Consider the following 23,591-nt stretch of genomic DNA (forward strand, 5'->3'; position numbering starts at 1 on the left):
GATTATGAATAAAAATATTCAATAATTCGTAGGTCTTTTCAATGTTTTATGATTTTTTATGCAGGGAGCTCTTGGCGCAAGATTTGCTTATTTTAAAAGTGTTTTAGGAGGCATTCTATGAAGTTAAGCGAGTTTGAGAAGCGCGTATCCAGCTCAATTTTGAACCTTGAGTGTATTGCTGAAAATGACCACTATTTTGAAGGCGGATTTGCTGAGAAACGCTTAGGCCAGTTGACGATTTGTGAGATCAATGCACCACGTCACCGCGTGGTGAGGCGACCTATGAATTCTGCGCAAGAAGGTATTGTCGTTACCTCAGTAAAATCGGGAGAATGTTATTTAGAACGCGAGTACGACCAATTTGATTTTCATGAGGGATCGGCGTTTTTTTGTCGAGCCAGTGAATTTTACTCAATAGAAACATCCGACAGAGTGGATTTAAAAACTCTGTATATTCCGCAGAGCAAGTTATCTGTTTCCGAGAGTATTTTTTTATCCAAGAAAGATTCTCAATTAAAACCTTATATTGATCCTGCCTTTTTTGCTCTGATTAATCCATATTTAGAGCTTGTTTCTCCCCCAGATAATTCACTATCAAATTATGTTGAAAGCAGTTTTTTAAGTCTCATATCTGGAGTGTTAAGTGCGAACGATGACAGTGATATTGTACAAAGTAGTGATCATGTTTCTTATCTCCTGAAGGAAATGATTGTACTTGTGGAAAGTCATTTGAAACAAGAATACCTTTCTCCTGAATTTGTAGCCAAAAAAATGGGTTATTCATCAAGGTACTTAAATAAAATACTGAGTACTAAAGGATTATCGCTACTTAAGCTCATTTTTCAAATGCGCATGGACCATATAATGGCGGATCTTGTATCACCTGAGAAGTCGAAAAAAACGATATGCTTTATTGCCAGTGACTATTGTTTTTATGATAACGCTTATTTTTCTAGACAATTTAAGGCGTACACAGGATTATCGCCAAAAGAATATAGATTTATTAAAAACTCCGTTTAAAAGCGCTGATTGATAGTTTGGGTTATAGCCAGAAATGCTAAATGCCAGATATTATTGATGAAGTATTAGAGCGAAAGATTCTAGAAAGAAGTGATCTTTACAATGAGTTTTTAAAACCAAATGGTATGCATCATGGAGTTAATGTCTTTTTTTTATTAGGTAATGGTATGCTAGGAGGCTATAGAATATGGAGGTCTAAAGATAAATTGCCATTTACAGAAAGAGATATTGATATTTCAAATCAACTTAAACCTTACTTTGTCAGGTTTTCTGCTATTAGGATTTTCTGATAAAAAAATTGCTCTTGACACATCTATCAGCTCTACAATGGTTCGTACTCACATTAATAATATAATGCAAGAAAATAGGCTGTAAAAATCGTACGCATTTAGCGGTTTTAATCAGCCAAAGCTCAATTCACTCCAGTAATATACTCTATGGTAAGCGACTTTAATGCTTAGCAATGTCTTTGACTCGATTTTTGGGCCTAAAACTTTATCTAAGCTTATATTTTTTAAGTAAGTGATTGGAATTTACGATTTTGGGGTACAAAACGCACTGTACCCCGAATTCATATTGCTACAATAATCCGGTAGCCAAAACAGGAAAGGCAACTATCAGGGCGAGACGCAATAAGTCCGAAATAACAAACGGCATTACCCCTTTATACATATCGCCAATTGATATATGGGGCGCTACTGATTTTATTACAAATACGTTCATCCCAACAGGTGGCGTAATCAATCCCAGTTCTACGGTGATTACAGCAACAATACCAAACCATATCGGATCGAACCCCGCAGAGTTGATTAAAGGGTAGACTACTGGCACTACCAACAATAGCATTGCAATACTGTCCATGACACACCCTAGTAACATAAACAAGATAAGCACGCACAATAGCACCATGTAAGGACTTAGCTGTAAGCTTTCTACGAAATCTACTATGGAAAAAGAAATGCGTGAGACGGACAAGAAATAACCAAATATTTCAGCACCGATGACCATAAAGAAAATCATTGCTGACATTACCAATGTTTCACCTACCGCTTCTTTAAACTGAAGTGCGGTCATGCCTCTTGATAAAGCAATGAGTAAGGTTGCTCCAGCCCCTACGGCAGACGCCTCAGTTGGTGTGAACCAGCCTGTATAAATACCACTAATAATAAGTAAGAAGACACCGGTAAAAGGCACTAATCCTTTTAAACCAAGTAATTTCTCTTTTAGAGTTGTTGTCTTACCCGGCTGAGCAATGTGTGGAAATACCGTTACCAGCACTACCACCGTTAATCCGTACATCACTAACCCAAGCAAACCCGGTACAACACCCGCAATAAACATATCACCAACAGATTGTTCAGTAATTAGCGCATACAACAACAAGGCGATGGAAGGCGGAATCATTATCCCTAGAGTGCCGCCCGCAGCAAGCACGCCAGTAGCTAAAGTTGGGGCATAGCCGTTTTTCTCCATTTCTGGCAAGGCTACCCGTGACATACTGGCCGCAGTTGCCAAAGAAGACCCTGATATGGCGGAAAAAATGCCGCAAGAGGTGACTGCAGCTAAGGCCATGCCTCCGCGCCAGCTACCAAACATGCTCCTTGCGCCTTGGAATAATTCTTGAGACATACCTGCTTTTGATGCAAATACGCCCATTAAAATAAACATCGGAATGGGGCTAAAACTGTAGTTAGACAAAGTTTCGAACGGGCCGCTTGCAAGTATAGAAATAGCGGGATCAAACGCGACGATCCACCCAAAGCCAACGAACCCAATTAACGCCATGGTTAATGCAATCGGTGCACGTAGCACTATTAGCAGCAACATAACGACGATACAAATAAGACCAATTATTGAAGTGCTCATGACTTAGCTTTCCCGCAAATTATTAGTTGAAAGGAGTGCATAGCTGCGGAAATAGCTAGAATAATCGTTGCGAAGCAAGCAACGGCATAAAAGTAGGTTAATGGAATCATCAAATCCAAAGTGGTTTCGTAAGTCGCTGCGGCTTCTCCAAAGTGATGGTAAAAGCTATAACTCATCCCCATGCCTATTAAACCAAAACAAAAGAGATACATTCCTTCTAATGCTTGTTTGGTTCTTGGGTCTAGTCGCTCAGTGAACAAGTCAACAATGACCTGAGAGCGGCTAACTGAATGAGGTAAAATGAAAAGTACTGTAAAAAGCAAACTGTATTGAACCATTTCAATACCACCAATGAAGGTTAAATCTACAGTGCCACCAGTCAATGTAAATACTCCTCTAGTGATGACATCTGCCAGAGTGACCATCATCATTGCTATTAGGAATACACCGCCTAATGTGTGCATAACGTGAGTGATTCGCTCTATTATTCGGACAATTAATTTCATTACATACCTCCTACGACTGCTAGGAAATTAAATGGATCTACACAGAGGTAAATTGACCAGCAATATAAATCTTCGATCTATATTGCTGGTCTTTATCTTTCACTTGAACCTAAGGTAAAAAGCTATGCTTTACATGTACTAGTAAGCGCCATTGCTTTTTTATAAATATCACGTGCCGTTGAGTGTCCTTGTCCCTCAATACGATTGAGATAAGATTCAGTTCCTTTTTGCAGCACAGGTCTCCATTCTGGATCTTTAAATGGTTTCTGAATGGTATGAATTACATCACCTTGATCTTTTGCTTCTTGCAGACCTTCTTTATCTAACTGATGAAATATATTTGCGGCTTTCATGGACCATTTCATGCCGCTATTTTGGTCAATGACTTTTTTCATTTCTGGTGATAAACGAGCGTAGGCGCGCTTATTCATAGTGACTGCAAAAAGTCCACTGGCATAGGGAATCTGCAAATGGTAATTAACTAATTCATTCACACGAAAGACTTTCATAGCTTCAAATGGGAAGCTTAAGCCGTCAATGACGCCTCTCTCAAGCGATGGGTAAATGTCTGGCGCGGACATACCCACTGGTGATGCCCCCATTTGAACTAACATCTCTCCACCTACTGCATTAGGGCGACGAATTTTCAAGCCTTCAAAATCACTTGGTTTCTGAATATCTTTATCTCTCGTGTGAAGATAGGCTGGCCCAGTGGTAAATAAGAAAAGGATATGGCTATCATCGTATTCTTGGCGAATGTCCCCTTCATCGTAAAGGGTTTGAAAAATACACGCGCCTTGAAGTGCTGACGAGGAGATGCCAGGTAATTGAACGATTTCGGATAATGGGAATCGCCCAGCGCTATAACCTTGAACGACAGCACTGATATCTGCTAATCCATTTACAGCGCCATCGTATGCTTTATTTGCTTTCACCAGTGTTTGAGAAGGATACATCTCTACTTTAAGCTCGCCATTGGACTCTTCCATGACCGTTTTTGCCCATTCATCAAACAGTTTGGTTTGAACATCGGAGGTTGCGGGCCATATGTGTGCAAAACGAATGGTTGTTTCTGCTAAAACAGAAGCAGATGTGAGAGAAATAGATGTGGCTATTAGACATTGTTTAACTATGTTTTTCATTCTTATGCCTCATACTTACTATTATTTTTATTAGTTAATTTGAATGCTCTAAAATCGAAATTTATGAGTAAATTCAGCTCTAGATAACGATATTCCCTGCATTTAAATTAAACAAATCAATAGTATCTCTAATAAAAATAGATTGTATTTATTTTTAGGTTGAGTGAAGGTCTGAGCCAATCATTCAGGTTGCTTGCGAACATCTAAGGTAGACATATTTTTATTTATACTCGTACCTCAAAACACACTAATAAGTTTGTTGGATGAGTTATTTATCAAAGAAATAATGCAGACATAGTTAGGCTATCAAGGGGGGGCGTTTTTAAAAAAATATTGTAGTTCTAGAGATTAATGTTATTAAATTGCTATGATGATGCTTATTAAATCTATGTAGCCCATTAGTCTGGATTGATTGTCACTAATAGGTTTCAAAGTGTAAAAAAGTCCAATCTTTTATTCCTGATTTTACCACGCTTTAAAATTAAAAAAGATTAACCTCTAACTTGATTGAAATAAGAGAGGTTGATCATGCTAACTCAATATAAAGTGGCGGCAGTGCAAGCTGCCCCAGAATTCTTAAACCTAGACGCTGGTATTGAAAAAACCATTCGATTTATCAAAGAAGCTGCTGAATCGGGGGCCAAACTCGTCGCTTTTCCAGAACTATGGTTAACCGGCTATCCATGGTGGATTTGGCTTGATACACCGGCCGCTGCTGTAGCGTCAGGCTTTGTATCTCGTTACTACAAATACTCCCTATCCTATGACGATCCTAGAGCTGAGCTAATCAGTAATGCTGCTCGTCAATATAACATCAACGTTGTATTGGGGTTCTCCGAACGTGAAAACGGCTCCTTATATATTGCCCAATGGTTAATTGATAGCAAGGGCGAGACCATTGCAAAACGCCGTAAATTAAAACCCACCCATGTAGAGCGAACCATATTTGGTGAAGGTGATGGCAGTGACATGTTAGTGCATGACACCGAATTAGGGCGTATGGGAGCACTGAACTGTTGGGAACACGTTTTGCCGCTCAATAAGTTCATTATGTTTTCCCAGAACGAACAAATCCATGTGGCTTCCTGGCCAAGCTTTACAACCTATGAGTTTGCCAGCGGCATGACGTGGGAAATCAATAATACGGTTACCCGTTCTTATGCTGTGGAGGGAGCATGTTTCGTTGTTGCTCCGTCAGCTCTGGTATCGCAAGCCATGATCGATGAATTGTGCGACAAACCAGAAAAACATGAATTGATTTCAGTTGGTGGCGGGCATTCGGTGATCTTTGGACCGGGTGGTGAGCCTCTGTGTGAAAAGCTGGATCCGAATGAAGAAGGCATTTTGTATGCTGATGTTGAGCTGGATGCGGTTGATGTGTGTAAGCACTTTTTAGATTGCGCAGGCCATTATTCTCGACCAGATGTCTATGAAGTTTTGTTTGATGATCGTCGTAAACGAATTGTTTCGAGTCCTAACAAAGCCGAGACAAATGAAGTCGTTAAAAAGAACGCGGAAGAGGGCGCTGCTGAGGACAGTAAAGTCGAATAAGACATATGTAAAAAATAATAAAAACAGTGACCTATTAAATGGGCCTGTATATGAGGAACAAAAATGAAACTATTAAACAGAGAAAATTCCATATTAGCCATTATGGGGCTAACGTTCGGCTTTGTATTTGTTGATCGCCTTTCGATCAACTTTCTAATGCCGTTTATTACTCAAGAATTGGATATTACGAATGCGCAGATAGGGCTGTTGGCCTCTGCATTAGCCATGTCTTGGGCAATTTCCGGTTACTTCCTAAGTAACTATTGTACGCGTTACGGCCATCGGGTCGGAGTATTAGTGATTTCCGTTATTTTGTTTTCACTTTTTACATTGCTCTCGTCTATAGCCGCAAGTTTTATGGCGCTTCTGATTATTCGAGTATTAATGGGGATTGCCGAAGGTCCTGTATTGCCAATTGCTCAGTCAATACTAATAGAAGAGTCATCTGAAAAGCGTCGTGGCTTCAACATGGGCTTTGTGCAAAATGCAGCAAGTAATCTATTAGGGTCTGTGTTAGCGCCCATTATACTTATTTATGTGGCTGAAAATTATGGTTGGCGACATGCCTTTATCGTTGCTGGTGTACCAGGTTTGATTGTTGCGTTTTTGATTTATAAATACATCAAATTAGCACCACATACTCAAGTCGATAAATCGGTTACTTCAGAAGCGAAATCTTATGGTTTGGGCATGTTAGTTCGCAATAAGAACGTGATGGTGAGTATTGGTTTATCTTGCCTCATGGTGGCTTGGATGTTTTCTCAGTTAACTTTCATTCCCGTGTATTTGACCAAAATCCAAGGTTACAGCGGTTATCAAATGGGCAGTGTCATGAGTATCTTGGGTGTATCTGCCGTGATCTCTGGTCTATTAGTTCCAATGTTATCTGATATGTTCGGTCGTGCTCGTGTGTTTCGTCTTTTCACTTTGATTGCGATTTTTTGTCCGTTGAGTGTTTTGTTCATGGCTGGAAGTCAAGCGTACATGATGATCAGTCTCTTCCTTTTTTACTTTGGCCTTGGTGCTATTCCAATTGTGATGGCCACGGTGCCTTCAGAAAGTGTTCCACGTAAATATGTGGTAGGAACCCTTGGCTTTGTGATGGGGGTAACTGAGCTGGTTGGAGGTTTTATGGGGCCTTCTATTAGTGGGGTATTGGCTGATATATATGGATTGAATGCGCCATTTTATTTTGCTGCTGGACTGGCTGGCTTGGCGTTTATTGGCTCGTATATGCTTAAGGAAACCTCTCCTAAGTTCGGTACGATAAACCAGGTAGCAAACGCTTAATATTGGAATGAGTTACTTGCCTCTTACATGAAGAGGCCAGTAACGATCATTAGGAGAAGGGTATATGAATGGGAACCCCATCACTGGATGTGAATAATATTTCTTTTAAAAACCGTATTGGCTATGGTTTTGGGGATTTTGCTAGCAATCTTATCTTTACTGGTTTTGCGTTTTTCTTGGTGTATTTCTATACGGATATTGTCAACATTCCCGCATCGATTGTCGGTACCGTTATGTTGGTATCACGCCTTTTTGATGGGGTGAGTGATATTGTCATGGGAGTCATCGTTGATCGCACTAAAAGCCGATTTGGTAAAGCCCGACCTTGGCTGCTTTGGATGGCTATTCCTTTTGGTATTTCGGCCGCTTTGGTTTTTTTCGTCCCCGAGTCGGATAGTTTAACACTACAAGTTGCGTATATTTTTATAACCTACAACTTGGTGAGCCTGTTTTATACCGCGATCAACATTCCTTATGGCGTGCTTAATTCTTTGATCACTCCAACGGTCTTTATTGAATATTGCTCGCGCTTTTATGGCTAACGCTGGTGTGATTGTAGTTGGCCAATTGGTGATGCCATTGGTGGCGTTTTTCGGTGGTGGCAAACAAGGTTGGCAATATGCATTTATTGTTTTGAGTATTATAAGTGCCGTACTATTTCTGATTACTTTTCTATCTTCACAGGAAAACGTAACCGCTCAGAACCATAAGCAGCATGACTTAAAACCGGCCTTAGGGGCATTAGTACACAATAAATATTGGTGGTTAGCACTGTTATTTGGCACCTTATTTTTTGTCGTGATTGGATTAACATTTAATACGCCAGTGTACTATGGAAAATATATTTTGAACGATCCAAGCACGATCGGAACCTTAATACTGTGTCTTATTGTTCCACAGTTCCCGACTTTGTTCTTAATGCCTAAGATTGTAAAACGTTGGGGAAAGCGTTTGACCTGCCAATTTGGTTTGATATGTTTGGGGGTCAGTTATCTATTGATTCAAATCGACCCTTATCGCTCGGATTTGGTGTTCGCTTCTACCATTATTAAAGGTATTGGCTTAGCACCTTTAATTGGCTATTTCTTTGCTATTTTGGCAGATACTGTGGAATACGGAGAATGGAAGACAGGGTTACGTACAGAAGGGGTAGTTTATTCAGCTGGTAGCTTTGGAAGCAAAGTCGGTATTGGTTTAGGAACAGCTATGGTTGGATGGGGTTTAGGTGCTGGTGGTTATGTTGGCGCTGATGCTGTTCAAGGTGATAGCGCGATCACTGCTATTTTAGCTGTATCTATTTGGTATCCGCTTGTGGTGACGTTACTGACCTTCATTGTGTTGTTCTTCTATAAATCAGATAAAATTTTTCCTACTATTTTAGAAGAATTAGGTAATAGGAAAACAGCGAATTAACGATTGTCTTGTTAGCTGATATACGAAAAGACACTAGAAATAGGCGTCTTTATTTTCGTTTGTGAATTCATGATAAGGGCTTCATCAATTTGGTATCACTGTGCTATTAAAGACTTTTAAGTTGTTTTCCCATGGCTTGGTAGATATGGATGTTTGCCGAGCCAGCTTGGATTTCATCTATTGGGAGCTGGTTTGAAACCGCCAGCCAACGCTGCGTAGGATGTTTATCTAATGCGATGGCGTTTAACCTAATGGGTTCTAGTCCAAGGTCTATTAGAGCTTGTGGTGATTCCTCACTACAAAGTAAGTATTCATCGTCATTCACTGCCTGCGCTCGTTTGGGCATATCGTAAATATTGCGGTGCCAATCTGTGATGTGTTCTTGCCATTTAGCAAAGTTACCGCCGCCAGCTTGTTTGTAATGTTGACTGGTTAGTACGTCTGCTTCGTCTATGCTGTGTATGGCGAGATAACGCGGGCAGTCTTTGGTTAATGCAATGAAGCGTTGAGAGGTGAAGAAACCGTTGACAGAAATAAGTGCGGGCAGTTTGTCGTTACTATAAAACTTATTCCATTCTGCTTCTTTAGCTGGATCATTGAATGAGCATTCCACTGTGTAGATCATTGTTATGGCCTTTGATAGAAAAGAAAAAGTACTGTCAAATGGAATTCTAGCGCTGAGTTAAGTTCCTCGTCACGATAAAATTTATGCTTATCTTGAATGTATTTTATACGGTAAAAAGGGCGAATCATCAGGAATGAGTTCGCCCTTTGGAAAAATACGATGGTATTTCGCTAGATACCTAGTTTGTGGCGCCTTGTTCTCGCATCCTGGCGATGTCTTGTTCTGAGTAGCCAAGCTCGTTGAGCAGTTCTGCGCTTTGCGCTCCGACTGGCTGAGGGGCTTTGTTCACTTGTGCTGGGCTGCTGGATAAATTAAACGCAGACACTGGCACCTTTAAGCCATTTACTTGGCTGTCTGGATCATTCAGTGTTTGTATTGCATTACGAGCGGCGATTTGCGGATCGGCCATGACTTCTTCCATACGGCGAATACGAGCAGCAGGAATACGTCTTTCATTTAGAAATGCTTCCCAGTAATCGGCCGTTTGCGTTTTGATAATACTGGCTAACACGGCGGCTTCTTCGGCATGGCCGTCTAAGCGCTGGTTATTGTTGGTTTTGATCATGTCTTCACGTTCGAGCGCGGTCCATAAGGCTTTTTGTTGAGCCAAGTTCGATGCTGCAATCATCATAGGAACGTCCGATGCTTCATAACAACCAATAGTAGCGAAAGGATAGACGTTGCCCTTTGCCTCAGGGTGTTTGCCATTCCACATATAGCTGGTTATGTGAGAACTGTAGAGAACCATGGCGACATCCAGCATAGATACGTCGATAAATTGGCCTTTGCCACCCTCTCTTTCTCTTTGAAAAAGAGCAGTTGAAATAGCAAACGCAGCGGTGGTGCCAGTGGCATAATCTACCACAGGCGCGCCGCTTTTTAGTGGTCTGCCGTCGCCATGGCCTGTCATTGCCATCATGCCAGAAAAACCTTGAATGATATTGTCATAAGCGGTTAGCTCACGGCGTGGCCCTGTGGATCCAAACGCTGAGATAGAGCAGTAAATGAGTTTTGGATTTAGTTTAGACATTTCTTCATAGCCTAAACCAAGGGCTTCAAAAGCACCTGGACGATAGTTTTCAACAAAGACATCGGCGGTACTAATAAGGCGCTTCATGGCTTCTTTTCCGGCTTCGGTTTTTAGGTCCAGAGCAAGCGTTTTTTTATTGGACGCTTGTGACATAAATGCCGTCCCCATGCCGATATCGTTTAATGCTCTGTCTGAGCCTTGTAGGCGAGCTTGGTCTGGATCATCAGGCGATTCTACTTTAATGACTTCAGCGCCAAGAACAGCAAGCTGATAGCTGGCAAACGGACCAGCAAGAACATGGGTTGTGTCTATTACGCGGATTTTATCAAATGCTTTTGGCATGGGGATGTTGACCTCTTAGTAATCAGGTCTCAGATAAGCCTGATGTTGTTATTGTCCAAAGACATCCTTGTCTGTGTTTTCGGTGTTTAGGATGGTGAGCGATCCAGCTAACCTGTAGCATTTATTTTAAGACACCAGCTTCTTCTAGCTGAACTTTCGCAACCTTTGAGATATTTTTTACAAAGGCGGTGTAAGCTTCGGGTCCCATTAATGAATCTTCTACGCCAGCCGCGCGAGCGTATTGTTGGTAGTAATCTGATTGCATGGCTTTATGGAAGGCATCGGAGATTTTTTGCTGTGTTTCCATCGGAATGTTAGCGGGACCAAAGACGCCTCGAACCTGCAACCAACTATTATCAACGTCATATCCTTGTTCGGTAATGGTCGCTACGTCAGGTAAGCTGGATAAACGTTTTTCGCCAAGCACGCCTAAGCCTTTGATTCGGTCGGCATCAAAAAATGATTTTAGGGCGCCCAAGTTGGAAATACCGACATCTACATGTCCCCCCAACAATGCAGAGATAATATCTGGTGTGGCATTGAAACCGACCCATTTAAGATCGACACCAGCTGATTTTGCCAACATAGACATGCCAATATTTTGCATGGACCCAATTGGGCCAAAACCACCTATGCTGATGCTGCCATTATTGCTGCGTGCTTTAGCAATCAAATCATCAATGTTCTTGATGTCAGAATTTTCTTTAACAAAGAAAATGATAGCGTCTTCCTGAGTGGAAGCGATCCATGAAAAATCATCTAAAGCAAATGTGCCTTTTAGATTGGTTAACATGCCAGTGAAGTGAGTAAGAGTGTTGATGCCCAGAGTCAGGCCATCTGGATCTGCTGGACGAATTCGTCCCATTTGGCTGGCACCACCGCCGCCCGGGGAGTTGATGACAATAATTTCTTGCCCAATTTGTGGTTCTAGGCTTTTCGCTAGAGTGCGAATAAACACATCAGCCGAACCGCCTGCTTTGGTGTGCATAATCATTTTTACAGGGCCCGTGGGCCAATCACTTTCTGCGTAAGCTGAGCTTGTCGCAACGGTAGCGGAGAGCGCAATAGTCGCAATACTTAGTAATTTACCGGTATTTTTAAATATATTATGAACCATCATTCGATGATCTCCCTTATTGTTTATTTTTGTTGGAAGAGAAGGGTGTGTTCCCCATAGAAAGAGTCGCAGAAGGTAAGAGATGGAGCTACTGACCATAAGTAATGGCTTGGGTTACCAAAGGTTAGGGGACCTAATTTTTAGCTTGATAAAAGTCCTAAAAGAGCTTTGGAACGCCATCATTTTCATTTCGCCTCAACTTTCTTCCGATTTATTATTAGGCAGCGGCAGTTTTACCTAATAATAAATCGGCCGTTTTAATTGGTGACTAATTCATTTTTTTCTAACAGATTTTGAAGAAAGGCAGTTGGCAGCTCACGTCCACTGGACTGACACCCCGAAAAGGAATGACACCTGTTAACGCATCAACCACGGCCTTTTGCATGGGCAGTACGGCGCTGTAAGCGTTTATGTAAGTGGGGCAATCTGGCATATGGAAAGTGAGAAAAGGCGAACCAAGGGAGACATAAAGTGTCGGAATGTGTTGCCACATTCTTTGCATGGTCAAAGGGAATGCCCCGTGCATTCGTTCCCATTGTGGACCAAGAACCTCTTTGCCGGATAAGCCTTCTTCCGCCATGAGATAAAGACCAATGTCTTGATTTGTCGTGTCGAAAGGTTCTCCTAGAGTCACTCGTGTAATTTCAAATCCAAGCGCTTCCAGCATGGCGGGAATTTCTAAATCTGGCATGGCCGCAGAAGGGCTGCGTCTGTCACGGCTTTCGGCCAGTAGAATCCGTTTATGTGTTTTTGGCGAAATAGGCAGCAGGTTTTGGGTGTCTTTAACCAAGGTAACAGCACTTTGTGCGATCTCAGTTGCCCATTCTTTATGTTCTTCTGTACCTAAAAGTTCATTGCGACGGCTAATATCAGGTACGGCAGGTGCATTTAAATGCAGTCCCATGGACGCTTTTAATGTCAATATTCTGAGTACGGCAGTATTTAAGCGCTCTTCAGATAAAGTGCCGTTGGCAAGTCCCGCTTTTAGAAATCCCATGTCTTCTTTGATATCACGAGGAAATAATAAGATGTCACAGCCATTTTCGATGCAAAGCGGCACAATGTCTTTTCTATCACCGCAAGAAGTAAAGCCAGCCATTCCCGTCGCATCTGAAACGACAACCCCGTTGTAGCCAAGTTCTTTGCGGAGCAAGTTATGAAGAAGATCGCCATTTAATGACGCTGGAATATGAGCTTTACTAAGGGTGGCTTCACCTAATTCAGAGTAATAATCAGGAAGAGTGACGTGGCCCGCCATAATAATGCGGACATCTTTAAAAATGGCGGTGCTGTAGATTTTTCCAAAGCTAGCGCGCCAATCTTTCATAGACATGGTGTTGTGAGTAGTGACGTAGTGTTGATCACGCTCATCTAAGCCATCGCCGGGAAAATGTTTAACGCAAGCTACAAGGTTATTGTCGTGCATGCCGTCTATATAAGCAGACACAAAGGCGTTGGTCATTTCAATCTTGTCAGAAAAACTTCTAGTGTTAACTGCGTTAGAGCGAAAGTTTAGTGCAAGATCAGCCACTGGCGTCCAGCTGATTCCAAAGCCCATATATCGAGCTTCACGAGCCGCTATGGCACCCATTCTATAAGCATTTTGTGGGTCTCCTGTTGCCGCAACTGTCATCTGATTTGGGAAAGAAGTGCCGACTTTGATACTGGCTTTTTCAGACATTTCTATATCGGCAGTTAACAGTGGTGGAATAGGACTGTGTTCTATAAGTTGCTGCGCTGAACGACGTAAGTCTTCTTCGCTATAGCTAGGAAAGCGGTGCACGCCGCCAGTCCCTAAAGCAATCATGGCACTAAGGCCTTCCTCGGATAAATCACGACACATAGGAAGAATGATTTGAGCGATCTTTTCATCTATTTCAAGCTGGTTGAAATTCTCTTTTACCCATTTTATTGCAGCAGTATCAAGATAAAAGGGAGCAGAGCTAAGTTGCGTATCTGTTAACGGAAGGCTGTTTTTATTCATATTGTTAGGGCTCGTCAGAATTCTTATTTATTGTGAGGATAACGTAACAAATCCGCTTGCGGGCAACTGATAAGTTAGATCTGACCAAACATTTTATAAGGACAACCTTTTGATTGGTTCATTCTTTTAATTGCGCATAAGTACATATCGTTTTGATATATAAAGATGACAGCTGTTTTGTTGCGGCTAATGGTTAAGTTTTTAAGCTTTTGTGTACGTAATGTGAAGAAAGAGATGTTTAAGGTTACAAATTGTTTGGTCTGGCCTGATTTTTGGTTGCTAGTAAAGTTTTTGCACCTCGTTAGTATAATCGGTGATCTTCATTGAAAACGAAAAGTTAGTGAGGTTCTCAAGAATGAATATTGACGCTGATTAGCTTAGATATAGCTTAGATATAGCTTAGATATAGCTTAGATATAGCTTAGATATAGCTTAGATATAGCTTAGATATAGCTTAGATATAGCTTAGATATAGAGAGCCACATTTACCGAAAAATAATAATTAAGGATTATAATGAACGTTTCAAAAGCAATTTCACTAGGGGTGTTGACGGCCGCGTTTTCCCAATTCTCTTCTGCTGCAAATTTAGAGGTCACTCATTGGTGGACATCTGGATCAGAAGCAGCAGCCATTCGCGTCATTGCAGATGCCTATAAAAAAACAGGTAATACATGGACAGACGGTGCCATCGCCGGAGCTGGAGGCATTGCTCGTCCGCTTATTACCAGTCGTATCATTGGTGGTGACCCAATGGGTGCTACGCAATTTACACATAGTCAGGCGATGCGAGAACTTATTGAAGCGGGCTTAATGCGCGACATTACTGAGGTCGCAGATGCAGAAGGATGGAAAACGAAAATCTATCCTCAGTCTTTGTTAGAAAGCTGTACTTTCGAAGGTAAGTTGTATTGTGTGCCCTCCAATATTCATTCTCAACAATGGCTTTGGCTGAATAATTCGGTTTATACCAATAACGGTCTTGCTATTCCACAAAACTGGAGTGAGTTTGTCGCCTCTGCACCTAAGCTGCGTGAGAAAGGCATCATTCCTTTGGCTCAAGGCCAGCAGTCTTGGCAGAAGCAACTTATGTTCAATGTGCTGATGGTTTCTATTGGTGGGCCTGAGTTGTTTGAGCGTGTGTATGGCAAGCTTGATGCCGACTATGCTGCTGGTAAAGACGTCGCTAAAGTGTTTAAAGCGGCTGACGAAGCACGTGATTTGATGAAAGGTTCCAATGTGCAAGCTTGGAACGAAGCCACACGTCTTGTTATTGATGGTCGAGCTGGTGGTCAAATTATGGGCGATTGGGTGCAAGGTGAATTTACTCAAGCCGGCTTAAAAGCAGGCGATGATTTTACCTGTGTCGCGGGTCTTGGTGTGAATGAGTATATTACCGCTGCTGGCGATGCATTCTACTTCCCTAAAGTCGATGATGCTGAAACGATTAAGGCACAAAATGCTCTCGCGAGCGTCATTGTTAATCCAGAAACACAAGCCGCATTTACTAAGGCTAAAGGCGCACTCCCTATACGCCGAGATGTCGATTTATCTGACGCTACTCCTTGCATGAAAAAAGGCATAGAAATCCTCAAACAAGGCCATATTGTCGAATCCATTAATACCATGGTTTCTCCAGACACTGTGGGTCGAGTCACCGATCTGATGGTTGAATTTTTTGCGGATCCTAGCTTTACCCCAGAACAAGCTCAAAAAGAGTTTGCCAGCATTATTAGCTCGGCTGACTAGGTCCTGACAGCGCGAAGGCTTTGTATGGCATCGCGCTTATTCCCATTATTTAATTTGGAGGGTTTCCAATGCTGCAAAGCGGAAAACCGTCAGGGTTATTTAAGAATCTTAGTGCAAAAATAGCAGCCATTCCGATGGTACTCACTGCACTGGTGATTTTTTTAGGATGCTCTGTCTGGACAGTTGTATATTCTTTTACTAATTCGCGTCTTTTGCCTTCTAGTAAGTGGGTTGGCCTTGCGCAATATGAACGGCTTTGGGAATCTCGTCGCTGGATAATATCCATCGAAAACCTAGCGGTTTACGGGATTCTTATGTTGATTCTTGCGTTAGTTATAGGCTTTTTGCTTGCCGCCTTGATTGACCAAAAGATTCGATTCGAAGATGGTTTTCGTACCATTTTTCTTTACCCCTACGCACTGAGTTTTATTGTGACCGGTTTGGTTTGGCAATGGATTCTGAACCCTGAGTATGGGATACAGAATGCGGTGCGCGGCTTAGGCTTTGAAAATTTCACTTTTGACCCTTTGTATAACCCGAATACGGTGTTGTATGGCGTTCTGATTGCTGGTCTGTGGCATACCAGCGGGTTGGTAATGTGTCTCATGTTAGCCGGACTTCGTGGCATTGACGAAGATATTTGGAAAGCGACAAAGGTTGATGGTATTCCAGCTTGGAAAACCTATCTTGTGGTTGTTATTCCGATGATGCGCCCAGTTTTTGTCACGACATTGGTTCTTGTGACCTCTGCCATTATTAAATTGTATGACTTGGTTATTGCCCAAACGGGTGGTGGTCCAGGCTTGGCTTCTGAAGTGCCCGCAAAATTTGTCTTTGACGCTATGTTTGTATCGCAAAACCTTGCTCAAGGTTTCGCCGCATCAACCATGATGCTCGTCGCGGTCGTTTTTGTCATTATCCCTTGGGCCTACCTTGAATTTGGAGGAAAGAAAAATGCTTGATGCAACGAAAAATATGCAACGCCCAAGTCCAGCACATGCTTCAGGCGCGAAACCTCGCCCGATATTTTCTAATCGTAACATTATGATTTATAGCGTATTAGTTGTGCTTGCTATTTATTATTTGTTGCCGGTTTACGTGATGTTGATGACGTCATTAAAAGGCTTGCCAGAAATTCAAATGGGCAGCATTTTTGCACCGCCGATGGACATTACGTTCGAGCCTTGGGTGAAAGCTTGGTCAACGGTGTGTACGGGCTTGAACTGTGAAGGGATGTCTCGTGGCTTTTGGAACTCGGTGATGATCACTGTGCCGTCTGTTCTGCTTTCGATTGCTGTGGCGTCTGTTAATGGTTATGCCCTTTCTATGTGGCGTTTTAAAGGTGCAAACGTATTCTTCACTATTTTGGTGATTGGTGCGTTTATTCCTTATCAAGTGATGATTTATCCAATCGTAGTTTTATTGCGTGAAGTGGGTCTTTACGGTGAGCTTGGTGGCTTGATTCTTGTTCATACTATTTTTGGTATGCCTATTTTAACACTGTTATTTCGCAACTATTTTTCTTCTGTTCCAGAAGAACTGTTTAAAGCGGCTCGTGTTGATGGCGCAAAATTTTGGACGATTTTCTTTAAAATCATGGTGCCAATGTCCATGCCTATTTTTGTTGTGGCAGTGATCCTTCAAACAACGGCAATCTGGAATGACTTCCTCTTTGGGGTGATTTTTACTAGACCGGATAATTACCCAATGACAGTCCAACTCAATAACATCGTTAACTCCGTGACAGGTGTGAAAGAGTACAATGTAAACATGGCAGCAACACTTTTGTCAGGCATTGTTCCACTCACCATTTATTTTCTCTCTGGTAAGCTCTTTGTGCGCGGCATCGCTGCTGGCGCGGTGAAAGGATAATATTATGCAACCAAGTGTATCTATTCAGAATCTTAAGTTAGATTTCGGCAATGTGTCTGTGTTACGTGAACTTAATTTAGACATCGGCCAAGGCGAATTTCTTGTACTTCTCGGGTCGTCGGGTTGTGGTAAGTCGACTTTACTAAATTGTATTGCTGGTCTTTTAGAGCCAACAGAAGGCAGCATTCATATTAATGGTCACAATGTGACATGGGCTGAACCTTCTGATCGTGGTATTGGCATGGTGTTTCAGTCGTATGCCCTTTATCCACAAATGACCGTTGAAGGGAATCTTACCTTTGGCCTGAAAAATGCCAAAATGCCAAAGGACGAAATCAAAAAGCGTGTGGCAAGAGCGGCGGAAGTTCTGCAGTTAGAGCCTTTGTTAAAACGTAAACCTGCTGCGCTTTCTGGTGGTCAGCGCCAACGTGTAGCGATTGGGCGTGCTTTGGTTCGTGATGTTGATGTGTTTCTATTCGATGAGCCGCTTTCAAATCTTGATGCAAAATTACGTGCTGATTTGCGTGTTGAGATTAAGCGTCTTCATCAGACACTGCAGAACACAATGATTTATGTGACGCATGATCAGGTTGAAGCAATGACTCTTGCTGATAGGATTGCCATTATGAAAGGTGGCGTGGTGATGCAATTGGATACACCAAGCGTGATATACAATAAGCCAGCTAACAAATATGTCGCGGACTTTATCGGCTCGCCTTCGATGAACTTTTTTGATACTAAGTTGGAGAATACTGCTAGCCCTTCGGTTACTATCGCAGGGAAGTCCATTTCACTGGCGGAATATGAGTTTGCGCGCTCTGACTTTAGCGGTGAGGTTTGGTTTGGGATTCGACCAGAACATATCGTTATTGGTGAAGCGGCTGATGCGTCTCTTGTTAGTTTTGAAGTTCGTGCCGAATTGGTTGAGCCAATGGGGTCTGAAACACTGGTTTGGTCTTCATTGGATGGCACTCCGATTCGCTTCCGTGTTGAGGGACAGGTTCCCGTTGTTAGTAATGACGTAATCCGTATTGGTTTTGATCCGGCCCGAGCTTCGTTGTTCGATAAAGTTGAAGAGTTGCGAGTGTAAGTGATCGCGTAACACAATAAAGCCTGCGCCATGTTTGTGGTGCTGGCTTTTTTATAACAAAAAAATACCGCGATAGATGCGGTATTTTTTTGTTAGCGTAAAGGTCGCCAAGTATTTTATATAACGGCTTTTTCTTTTAGCCATTCTTGGATTGTTTGAGAAACAACAACAGGTTGCTCGAATGGAAGTAGGTGACCAGAGTTCGCCAATACCAAGGATTTAGCACCTGGGATTTGTGCGGCAATAGCACTGTGAACGGCTTCAGTAGAAAGGTGATCTTCTGCGCCGGTGATTAAAAGCACAGGAAACGAAAATTTGCCGATGTATTGGGTCGCATCTGGACGATGAAGTAGTGCAAGGTTTTGGCGTTCGTGAACCTCAGCCGAACAGTCTTCCACCATGGCTCGTACACTGGCAATCAGTTCTTCATTTTTTGCGTTGTCGCTAGACAAAACTTTTGGTGCCCAGTTACGTGCGTAAGCTTTCATGTCTGCATTGGCTTCGGCAATACGAGTTTCACGGTGGGCTTTTTCATTTGTGCCAGGACCTTCAGCGCCTGTGCTAGACAACACCATGGCTTTAATTCGTTCTGGTACTTGTTTGCCCATTTCCATTGCAACACGACCGCCCATGGAATGAGCGATAACGATTAAGTCACCTTGAGTGTCACTTAGTGCTCGGGCAGCCATGGCTTCAAGGGTGTCGTCTTTACTGGTATCTGCCGTATGAACTTTCTCTACATAACCTTTAAGAGCGTCAGCTACAGGAGCCCATGTGCGTGAGTCTGACATGATGCCGGGTACGGTAATAAGTGTCGTCATATGATTATCCTAATTGTTGACTGTCTTAAAAATACTTCTTCAAGGGTAACAATCTTTCTTTGCTTTATGACCTGATCAATTGTTAGGTTCAGGCAAACAAATTGATGGGTTAGCCACTCTATCATTTGTTGTTACCTGCAAATCATCATTTTAAACTGATTTATCAACCTTGACGGTGTTTAATTGCTTACTTGAATACCGTCGTGCCTTGTGTCGGTCTTTATTAATTAGGGTTGGCACCAATATAAAAACAACAAGGAGTCGAAATGGTAACTGCAAATAATGGTCGTGATTTTGTTTTGGTTCATGGTGCGGGTCATGGCGGATGGATGTGGAAGAAAGTGAGAGATCAGCTTCATGCTAAGGGCCACCGAGTTTTTACACCGACGCTAACAGGATTAGGCGAGCGTTCACATTTAATGAGTGCTGATATCAGCCTACAAACTCACATAGACGATGTAGTCAACGTGGTGAAGTGGGAAGATTTAACGGACGTAGTTCTTGTTGGTCATTCTTACTCTGGCTGGGTGGTGAGTGGTGCTATTGAAAAACTTGAGGAGCGTGTGTCAGCTATTGTTTATTTGGATGCATTCCTTCCTGATAATGGTCAGCGTGGTATGGACTTTTTGAACGAGCAACAAACGGCAGCATTTGAAGAAGCTCAGAAACGTGGTGACGTTTCCCGTCCTGGTCCAACCTCTGCCGCGCTTAAAATTCAGTCGCCAGAAGATGCCGAATGGGTTGATTCTAAAATTACACAACAACCGATAGGTGTGTCTTTTCAAGCACTTGAGCTGACTGGTGCGCGTGAAAGAGTCGCGAAAAAACTTTATGTTCGTGCACCCTTGTTTCCGCAGCCACGTTTTGATGCGGCACTTGAGCGTTGCCAAAAAGATCCAACTTGGGAAACGCTGGTAATGGAAAATTGCGGCCATGATCCTATGATTGATGATCCAGATGCTGTTGTTGCCTTACTTGAGCGAATGTTGTGATGAATAGCCCTGCGCGTATTTTAGCGCCTGCGGCATTCTCTTCTGCGTTAGATGAATTTGCCAAGAGAATGGAAGGACAGTACGTGTTCGAGTATGGGCCGGCTACGGGCGTATCATCTACCAGTATCACCAGTCGAATCGAGCAAGGTGATTCTGCTGACTTTGTTATTCTCCCTATGGCTTTGGCGCACAAGGCAATTGTAGCAGGTCACTTGAAGGGGGTGGCTGTTCCAATTTTTGCCTCTACAGTTGCTTTTTGCGTTTCTGAAGCATCTCAATCGCCAGATTTATCATCGGATGAGAATTTATGGCAGGCCTTGTTAAAGGCTTCTTCCATTGGTATTTCCGCGGCTGGTAGTGGACGTTTTTTTCGTGATGAATTGCTGCCTAAGCTTCTACGGAAAGGTGGTTCAGTAGACAAGGTGGTGGAGTTCTCGGATCGTTCGGTTGGAGCTGCTGTGGCTGAAGGGCTTGTTGATATTGGTTTTCAGCAAAAAGCCGAATTGTTAGATGTGCAGGGAATCAAGATTATTGACAAGCTGACCGATTTAGCACGCAATGACACATGGCTCACACTGGTTGCTGTTCCGCATTCTCAAACTTCAATCTCTTTAAATTCGCTCGCAGATGAAATTTGTTCTGTATTAAGTTCGTCTATTTTACGCGCTCATGGATTAACTCCAATCTGTTAATTTCCTATCATTTCAAGTATTTCGCAATGATCAACCGAATCTTTTTAAAAAAGGTTTGGTAGATTTTTGTTGTGGATTTAAATCAGTGTGAGATTTAGGGAAAGAAAAATAATAGATTGGATGAGACGGAAAGGGCACAAGAAGGAAAAATTCAGGTCATCTTTGGTAAAAGATGACCTGAATTAAAGGGTTAAATTTTGCTTCTAATCCATTTAACAAAAGGTATTAGGAAAGAAATAATAGCCACAGAAAGTAAGATTAGTGACAGTGGTTTTTGGAAGAAGACCCAATAGTCTCCACCAGAGATAACCACAGCACGACGGAAGTTTGTTTCAAGCATTTCACCCAATACCAATGCCAATACGATAGGTGCTAGTGGAATATCCGCTTTGCGGAAAATATAACCAAGCAAGCCAAATGCAATCGTAATGTAGACAGGGAACATGGAGTTTTCGGAAGAGTAAGCGCCCATCAAACAAATACAAGTCACGATTGCCGCTAGAATGGAACGTGGTACATCTGCGACTTTTGCCCAATATTTTGCCCCGAGAAGACCAATTAGCACCATGATTGGCACACTAATCCACAGTGAAGCAAAGATGGTGAATGGTACTTCTGGGTTCATTGTGAACAATAACGGCCCTGGTTGAATACCATGAATCATCAAAGCACCAATAATAATTGCTGTGGTTGGTGAGCCTGGGATACCTAAAGCGAGTAGAGGGGCAAGCGCACCAGAAACGGCAGCATTATTTGCTGACTCAGACGCTGAAATACCTTCCAGACTACCTTTGCCAAATTCGTCAGGTGTTTTTGATACGCGCTTTGCAACACCATAAGACAAGAATGAAGCAATAGAAGCACCCGCTCCAGGAATGATGCCAATAATATAACCAATAAGTGAGCTACGTAATAATGTGTATTTCAATTTGTAGTAGACGCTGAATGGCACAACAAAAATACCGCTCATGGTACTGCTTTTGTGCGGTTGCTGACGAGATTGTTCAATCATAAACAATACTTCAGACAAGGCGAATAGACCTAGCAAAGCAGGTACTAGAGGTAAGCCTTCAAAGAATTCAGGATTAAAAGCAAAGCGCGGCACACCGGTTTGTGCATCAAGGCCAATGGTTGCTAAGCCTAAACCTATCATCATCGCAATGCCGCCTTTTAAAAGCGAACCTGAAGCAAAAATAGAGACTAAACTAAGCCCCATTAATGCAAGAGAGAAGTAAGCCTCGGGACCAAAGTTTAAGGCAAACTCGGACAATGGTACCGCAGTGAAGAAAAGCAAAATGGTGCTTACTAAAATACCAATACCAGACGAGATAATGGAAATGTTAAGAGCAACCCCAGCTTTCCCTTTTTGAGTAAGAGGGTAGCCATCCCAAGAGGTAGCAACCGCCGCCGCTGTACCAGGAGAGTTAATTAGTATGGCGGAGATTGCGCCGCCGTATTCTGCTGCTGCGTAAAGTGATACGAGTGTTACCACCGCGACAAGAGGGTCTACGCTGTAGGTGAACGGAATAAGAAGTGAGACACCTAAAGTTGGTCCTAAGCCTGGAATAGCACCAATTAGATAACCTAAAAATGCACCGACTAAAAGTCCTAGAAAAACATAGGGATCAGCAAACGCATGAAAACCCATTAATAAATTATCAAACATAATTACATCCTATGGAAAGTAAACGCCAAGGGCGATGACAAAAATGACGTAAATGGCCGCGCCAATGCAAGGTGGGAGAATAAACAGTCGTAGACCTCTTTCTCCGCAGCAAAACATGATGCCTGTGGCCATTATCCATGTGCCGAAAAATGCCCCGAGGGATTCTAAATTGCCTCCGATTAATACAATGATGCCAGTACTAATCAGCACATAGATAAAACGGTGGAAAGTCACATGATGTGAATCTGTTTGTTTTACAAGCTTAATCACACTGCTTATAAACAGTAGAGATGTAAGTGTTACCGTGATGATAGCAATTCCTAAAGGGAAGCCTCCAGGTCCTACTTGAGAGCCAGATGCCATAGATGCTAAAGGTAATGTTTCAATTAAATAAAAGATGCCAATAATCAGTACAGATACACTGATAATGACCTCTAATATACTGAAAGGCAGCCTAAATTGATGGTCTGAGGTGTGTGTGTCATTTGTTTTTTTCATTTTAGTCCTCTTTATCTCCTAACCCATCTTTGTCTATTCAGAATGTAATCTGAAAAGGCGACTTGGGTAACAGACAATCGAATTATTATTGTTTTTCAAATGGCTATGGAAGTAGGGTCATTCCATTGTTCTAGTTCTTGCCATAAGTACTCAATTACTATGACTCAAGAGGTTAAAGGACAAAACTAACTATTTATTAGGTTAGGGCACAGCTTTTGTTGGGAGGGATCTTAGGAGGATTTGTTTTTATTTTAAAGAGTCATTTCGAATACTTTTTTTGACTAACATTTAGTTAGGTTTGTGTTAATGGATGCTCAATTGCGACTT

At 42.3% G+C, this 23,591-nt stretch carries 20 protein-coding genes and 1 pseudogene; 11 read left to right on the forward strand and 10 right to left on the reverse strand.

Going from position 1 to position 23,591, the window contains the following annotated elements:
- Nucleotides 1-117 precede the first annotated feature (117 nt).
- Together TY87_RS18760 and TY87_RS18765 are read left to right on the forward strand one after the other, a co-directional pair.
- Nucleotides 118-1,020: a helix-turn-helix domain-containing protein gene (locus tag TY87_RS18760; protein ID WP_100188223.1), complete on the forward strand. Its 903-nt coding sequence runs from the start codon at nucleotides 118-120 to the stop codon at nucleotides 1,018-1,020.
- Between the two features lie 41 nt (nucleotides 1,021-1,061).
- Nucleotides 1,062-1,310 carry a hypothetical protein gene (locus tag TY87_RS18765; RefSeq protein WP_100188224.1) on the forward strand — a complete coding sequence of 83 codons (249 nt, stop codon included), beginning with the start codon at nucleotides 1,062-1,064 and terminating at the stop codon, nucleotides 1,308-1,310.
- Between the two features lie 289 nt (nucleotides 1,311-1,599).
- Here TY87_RS18765 and TY87_RS18770 read toward each other — a convergent pair whose 3' ends face one another.
- The 3 genes from TY87_RS18770 to TY87_RS18780 all read right to left on the reverse strand — a co-directional run bounded on the left by TY87_RS18770 (nucleotide 1,600) and on the right by TY87_RS18780 (nucleotide 4,534).
- Entirely contained in the window at nucleotides 1,600-2,886 is a 1,287-nt protein-coding gene (locus tag TY87_RS18770; protein ID WP_100188225.1) for a TRAP transporter large permease, read from the reverse strand.
- Nucleotides 2,883-3,392, reverse strand: a complete 510-nt coding sequence (locus TY87_RS18775) for a TRAP transporter small permease (protein WP_100188226.1) — start codon at nucleotides 3,390-3,392, stop codon at nucleotides 2,883-2,885. The genes TY87_RS18770 and TY87_RS18775 overlap by 4 nt, the downstream gene beginning before the upstream one ends.
- A gap of 122 nt (nucleotides 3,393-3,514) precedes the next feature.
- Nucleotides 3,515-4,534: a TRAP transporter substrate-binding protein gene (locus TY87_RS18780; protein ID WP_100188227.1), complete on the reverse strand. Its 1,020-nt coding sequence runs from the start codon at nucleotides 4,532-4,534 to the stop codon at nucleotides 3,515-3,517.
- A gap of 528 nt (nucleotides 4,535-5,062) precedes the next feature.
- Between TY87_RS18780 and TY87_RS18785 the strand changes: the two genes are divergently transcribed.
- From TY87_RS18785 to TY87_RS18800, 3 genes and pseudogenes are all read left to right on the forward strand, one after another.
- A complete protein-coding gene (locus TY87_RS18785; RefSeq protein WP_100188228.1) occupies nucleotides 5,063-6,085 on the forward strand; it encodes a carbon-nitrogen hydrolase family protein in 1,023 nt (340 codons plus the stop codon).
- 63 nt (nucleotides 6,086-6,148) lie between these two features.
- Nucleotides 6,149-7,375, forward strand: coding sequence for an MFS transporter (locus tag TY87_RS18790; protein WP_100188229.1), 1,227 nt, complete (start codon nucleotides 6,149-6,151; stop codon nucleotides 7,373-7,375).
- Nucleotides 7,376-7,443: 68 nt separating this feature from the next.
- Nucleotides 7,444-8,788: pseudogene (locus TY87_RS18800) on the forward strand (MFS transporter).
- A 106-nt stretch (nucleotides 8,789-8,894) separates the two neighbouring features.
- Here TY87_RS18800 and TY87_RS18805 read toward each other — a convergent pair.
- From TY87_RS18805 to TY87_RS18820, 4 genes are all read right to left on the reverse strand, one after another.
- The gene (locus tag TY87_RS18805; protein ID WP_100188232.1) at nucleotides 8,895-9,413 is read right to left on the reverse strand and encodes a sugar ABC transporter; all 519 of its coding nucleotides are present in this window, start codon (nucleotides 9,411-9,413) and stop codon (nucleotides 8,895-8,897) included.
- 178 nt (nucleotides 9,414-9,591) lie between these two features.
- Nucleotides 9,592-10,785 (reverse strand): CaiB/BaiF CoA transferase family protein, encoded by a 1,194-nt coding sequence (locus TY87_RS18810; RefSeq protein WP_100188233.1) that lies wholly within the window; start codon nucleotides 10,783-10,785, stop codon nucleotides 9,592-9,594.
- A gap of 121 nt (nucleotides 10,786-10,906) precedes the next feature.
- The gene (locus TY87_RS18815) at nucleotides 10,907-11,905 is read right to left on the reverse strand and encodes a Bug family tripartite tricarboxylate transporter substrate binding protein (protein ID WP_198432135.1); all 999 of its coding nucleotides are present in this window, start codon (nucleotides 11,903-11,905) and stop codon (nucleotides 10,907-10,909) included.
- Nucleotides 11,906-12,185: 280 nt separating this feature from the next.
- Complete coding sequence (locus TY87_RS18820; RefSeq protein WP_100188234.1) at nucleotides 12,186-13,886, reverse strand: glycoside hydrolase family 3 protein; 1,701 nt, start codon at nucleotides 13,884-13,886, stop codon at nucleotides 12,186-12,188.
- 514 nt (nucleotides 13,887-14,400) lie between these two features.
- Here TY87_RS18820 and TY87_RS18825 point away from each other — a divergent pair.
- The 4 genes from TY87_RS18825 to TY87_RS18840 all read left to right on the forward strand — a co-directional run bounded on the left by TY87_RS18825 (nucleotide 14,401) and on the right by TY87_RS18840 (nucleotide 18,595).
- A complete protein-coding gene (locus tag TY87_RS18825) occupies nucleotides 14,401-15,633 on the forward strand; it encodes an ABC transporter substrate-binding protein (RefSeq protein ID WP_100188235.1) in 1,233 nt (410 codons plus the stop codon).
- 68 nt (nucleotides 15,634-15,701) lie between these two features.
- The gene (locus TY87_RS18830) at nucleotides 15,702-16,595 is read left to right on the forward strand and encodes a carbohydrate ABC transporter permease (protein ID WP_100188236.1); all 894 of its coding nucleotides are present in this window, start codon (nucleotides 15,702-15,704) and stop codon (nucleotides 16,593-16,595) included.
- A complete protein-coding gene (locus tag TY87_RS18835) occupies nucleotides 16,588-17,505 on the forward strand; it encodes a carbohydrate ABC transporter permease (protein WP_100188237.1) in 918 nt (305 codons plus the stop codon). Before TY87_RS18830 ends, TY87_RS18835 begins: the two co-directional genes overlap by 8 nt.
- A gap of 4 nt (nucleotides 17,506-17,509) precedes the next feature.
- The gene (locus TY87_RS18840; RefSeq protein ID WP_100188238.1) at nucleotides 17,510-18,595 is read left to right on the forward strand and encodes an ABC transporter ATP-binding protein; all 1,086 of its coding nucleotides are present in this window, start codon (nucleotides 17,510-17,512) and stop codon (nucleotides 18,593-18,595) included.
- Nucleotides 18,596-18,711: 116 nt separating this feature from the next.
- Here the strand turns inward: TY87_RS18840 and TY87_RS18845 are convergent, their stop codons facing one another.
- Nucleotides 18,712-19,416, reverse strand: coding sequence for an alpha/beta fold hydrolase (locus TY87_RS18845; RefSeq protein WP_100188239.1), 705 nt, complete (start codon nucleotides 19,414-19,416; stop codon nucleotides 18,712-18,714).
- Nucleotides 19,417-19,682: 266 nt separating this feature from the next.
- On the opposite strand from TY87_RS18845, the gene TY87_RS18850 reads away from it, so the two are divergent.
- Both TY87_RS18850 and TY87_RS18855 read left to right on the forward strand, forming a co-directional pair.
- Nucleotides 19,683-20,408, forward strand: a complete 726-nt coding sequence (locus tag TY87_RS18850) for an alpha/beta fold hydrolase (RefSeq protein ID WP_100188240.1) — start codon at nucleotides 19,683-19,685, stop codon at nucleotides 20,406-20,408.
- Complete coding sequence (locus TY87_RS18855; RefSeq protein ID WP_100188241.1) at nucleotides 20,408-21,100, forward strand: substrate-binding domain-containing protein; 693 nt, start codon at nucleotides 20,408-20,410, stop codon at nucleotides 21,098-21,100. The genes TY87_RS18850 and TY87_RS18855 overlap by 1 nt, the downstream gene beginning before the upstream one ends.
- A 190-nt stretch (nucleotides 21,101-21,290) precedes the next feature.
- On the opposite strand, the gene TY87_RS18860 is transcribed toward TY87_RS18855, so the two are convergent.
- Both TY87_RS18860 and TY87_RS18865 read right to left on the reverse strand, forming a co-directional pair.
- Nucleotides 21,291-22,766: a tripartite tricarboxylate transporter permease gene (locus TY87_RS18860; protein WP_100188242.1), complete on the reverse strand. Its 1,476-nt coding sequence runs from the start codon at nucleotides 22,764-22,766 to the stop codon at nucleotides 21,291-21,293.
- Between the two features lie 9 nt (nucleotides 22,767-22,775).
- Nucleotides 22,776-23,264, reverse strand: coding sequence for a tripartite tricarboxylate transporter TctB family protein (locus TY87_RS18865; protein ID WP_100188243.1), 489 nt, complete (start codon nucleotides 23,262-23,264; stop codon nucleotides 22,776-22,778).
- Nucleotides 23,265-23,591 lie beyond the last annotated feature (327 nt).

This window comes from Marinomonas sp. BSi20584 (assembly GCF_002792415.1).
GTDB classification, from domain to species: Bacteria; Pseudomonadota; Gammaproteobacteria; order Pseudomonadales; family Marinomonadaceae; genus Marinomonas; species Marinomonas polaris.

Bases quoted from the DNA above. Each gene is read 5' to 3' on its own strand.
- TY87_RS18760 (WP_100188223.1), top strand. From the start codon at position 118: ATGAAGTTAAGCGAGTTTGAGAAGCGCGTATCCAGCTCAATTTTGAAC.
- TY87_RS18765 (WP_100188224.1), top strand. From the start codon at position 1,062: ATGCCAGATATTATTGATGAAGTATTAGAGCGAAAGATTCTAGAAAGA.
- TY87_RS18770 (WP_100188225.1), bottom strand. From the start codon at position 2,886: ATGAGCACTTCAATAATTGGTCTTATTTGTATCGTCGTTATGTTGCTG.
- TY87_RS18775 (WP_100188226.1), bottom strand. From the start codon at position 3,392: ATGAAATTAATTGTCCGAATAATAGAGCGAATCACTCACGTTATGCAC.
- TY87_RS18780 (WP_100188227.1), bottom strand. From the start codon at position 4,534: ATGAAAAACATAGTTAAACAATGTCTAATAGCCACATCTATTTCTCTC.
- TY87_RS18785 (WP_100188228.1), top strand. From the start codon at position 5,063: ATGCTAACTCAATATAAAGTGGCGGCAGTGCAAGCTGCCCCAGAATTC.
- TY87_RS18790 (WP_100188229.1), top strand. From the start codon at position 6,149: ATGAAACTATTAAACAGAGAAAATTCCATATTAGCCATTATGGGGCTA.
- TY87_RS18805 (WP_100188232.1), bottom strand. From the start codon at position 9,413: ATGATCTACACAGTGGAATGCTCATTCAATGATCCAGCTAAAGAAGCA.
- TY87_RS18810 (WP_100188233.1), bottom strand. From the start codon at position 10,785: ATGCCAAAAGCATTTGATAAAATCCGCGTAATAGACACAACCCATGTT.
- TY87_RS18815 (WP_198432135.1), bottom strand. From the start codon at position 11,905: ATGATGGTTCATAATATATTTAAAAATACCGGTAAATTACTAAGTATT.
- TY87_RS18820 (WP_100188234.1), bottom strand. From the start codon at position 13,886: ATGAATAAAAACAGCCTTCCGTTAACAGATACGCAACTTAGCTCTGCT.
- TY87_RS18825 (WP_100188235.1), top strand. From the start codon at position 14,401: ATGAACGTTTCAAAAGCAATTTCACTAGGGGTGTTGACGGCCGCGTTT.
- TY87_RS18830 (WP_100188236.1), top strand. From the start codon at position 15,702: ATGCTGCAAAGCGGAAAACCGTCAGGGTTATTTAAGAATCTTAGTGCA.
- TY87_RS18835 (WP_100188237.1), top strand. From the start codon at position 16,588: ATGCTTGATGCAACGAAAAATATGCAACGCCCAAGTCCAGCACATGCT.
- TY87_RS18840 (WP_100188238.1), top strand. From the start codon at position 17,510: ATGCAACCAAGTGTATCTATTCAGAATCTTAAGTTAGATTTCGGCAAT.
- TY87_RS18845 (WP_100188239.1), bottom strand. From the start codon at position 19,416: ATGACGACACTTATTACCGTACCCGGCATCATGTCAGACTCACGCACA.
- TY87_RS18850 (WP_100188240.1), top strand. From the start codon at position 19,683: ATGGTAACTGCAAATAATGGTCGTGATTTTGTTTTGGTTCATGGTGCG.
- TY87_RS18855 (WP_100188241.1), top strand. From the start codon at position 20,408: ATGAATAGCCCTGCGCGTATTTTAGCGCCTGCGGCATTCTCTTCTGCG.
- TY87_RS18860 (WP_100188242.1), bottom strand. From the start codon at position 22,766: ATGTTTGATAATTTATTAATGGGTTTTCATGCGTTTGCTGATCCCTAT.
- TY87_RS18865 (WP_100188243.1), bottom strand. From the start codon at position 23,264: ATGAAAAAAACAAATGACACACACACCTCAGACCATCAATTTAGGCTG.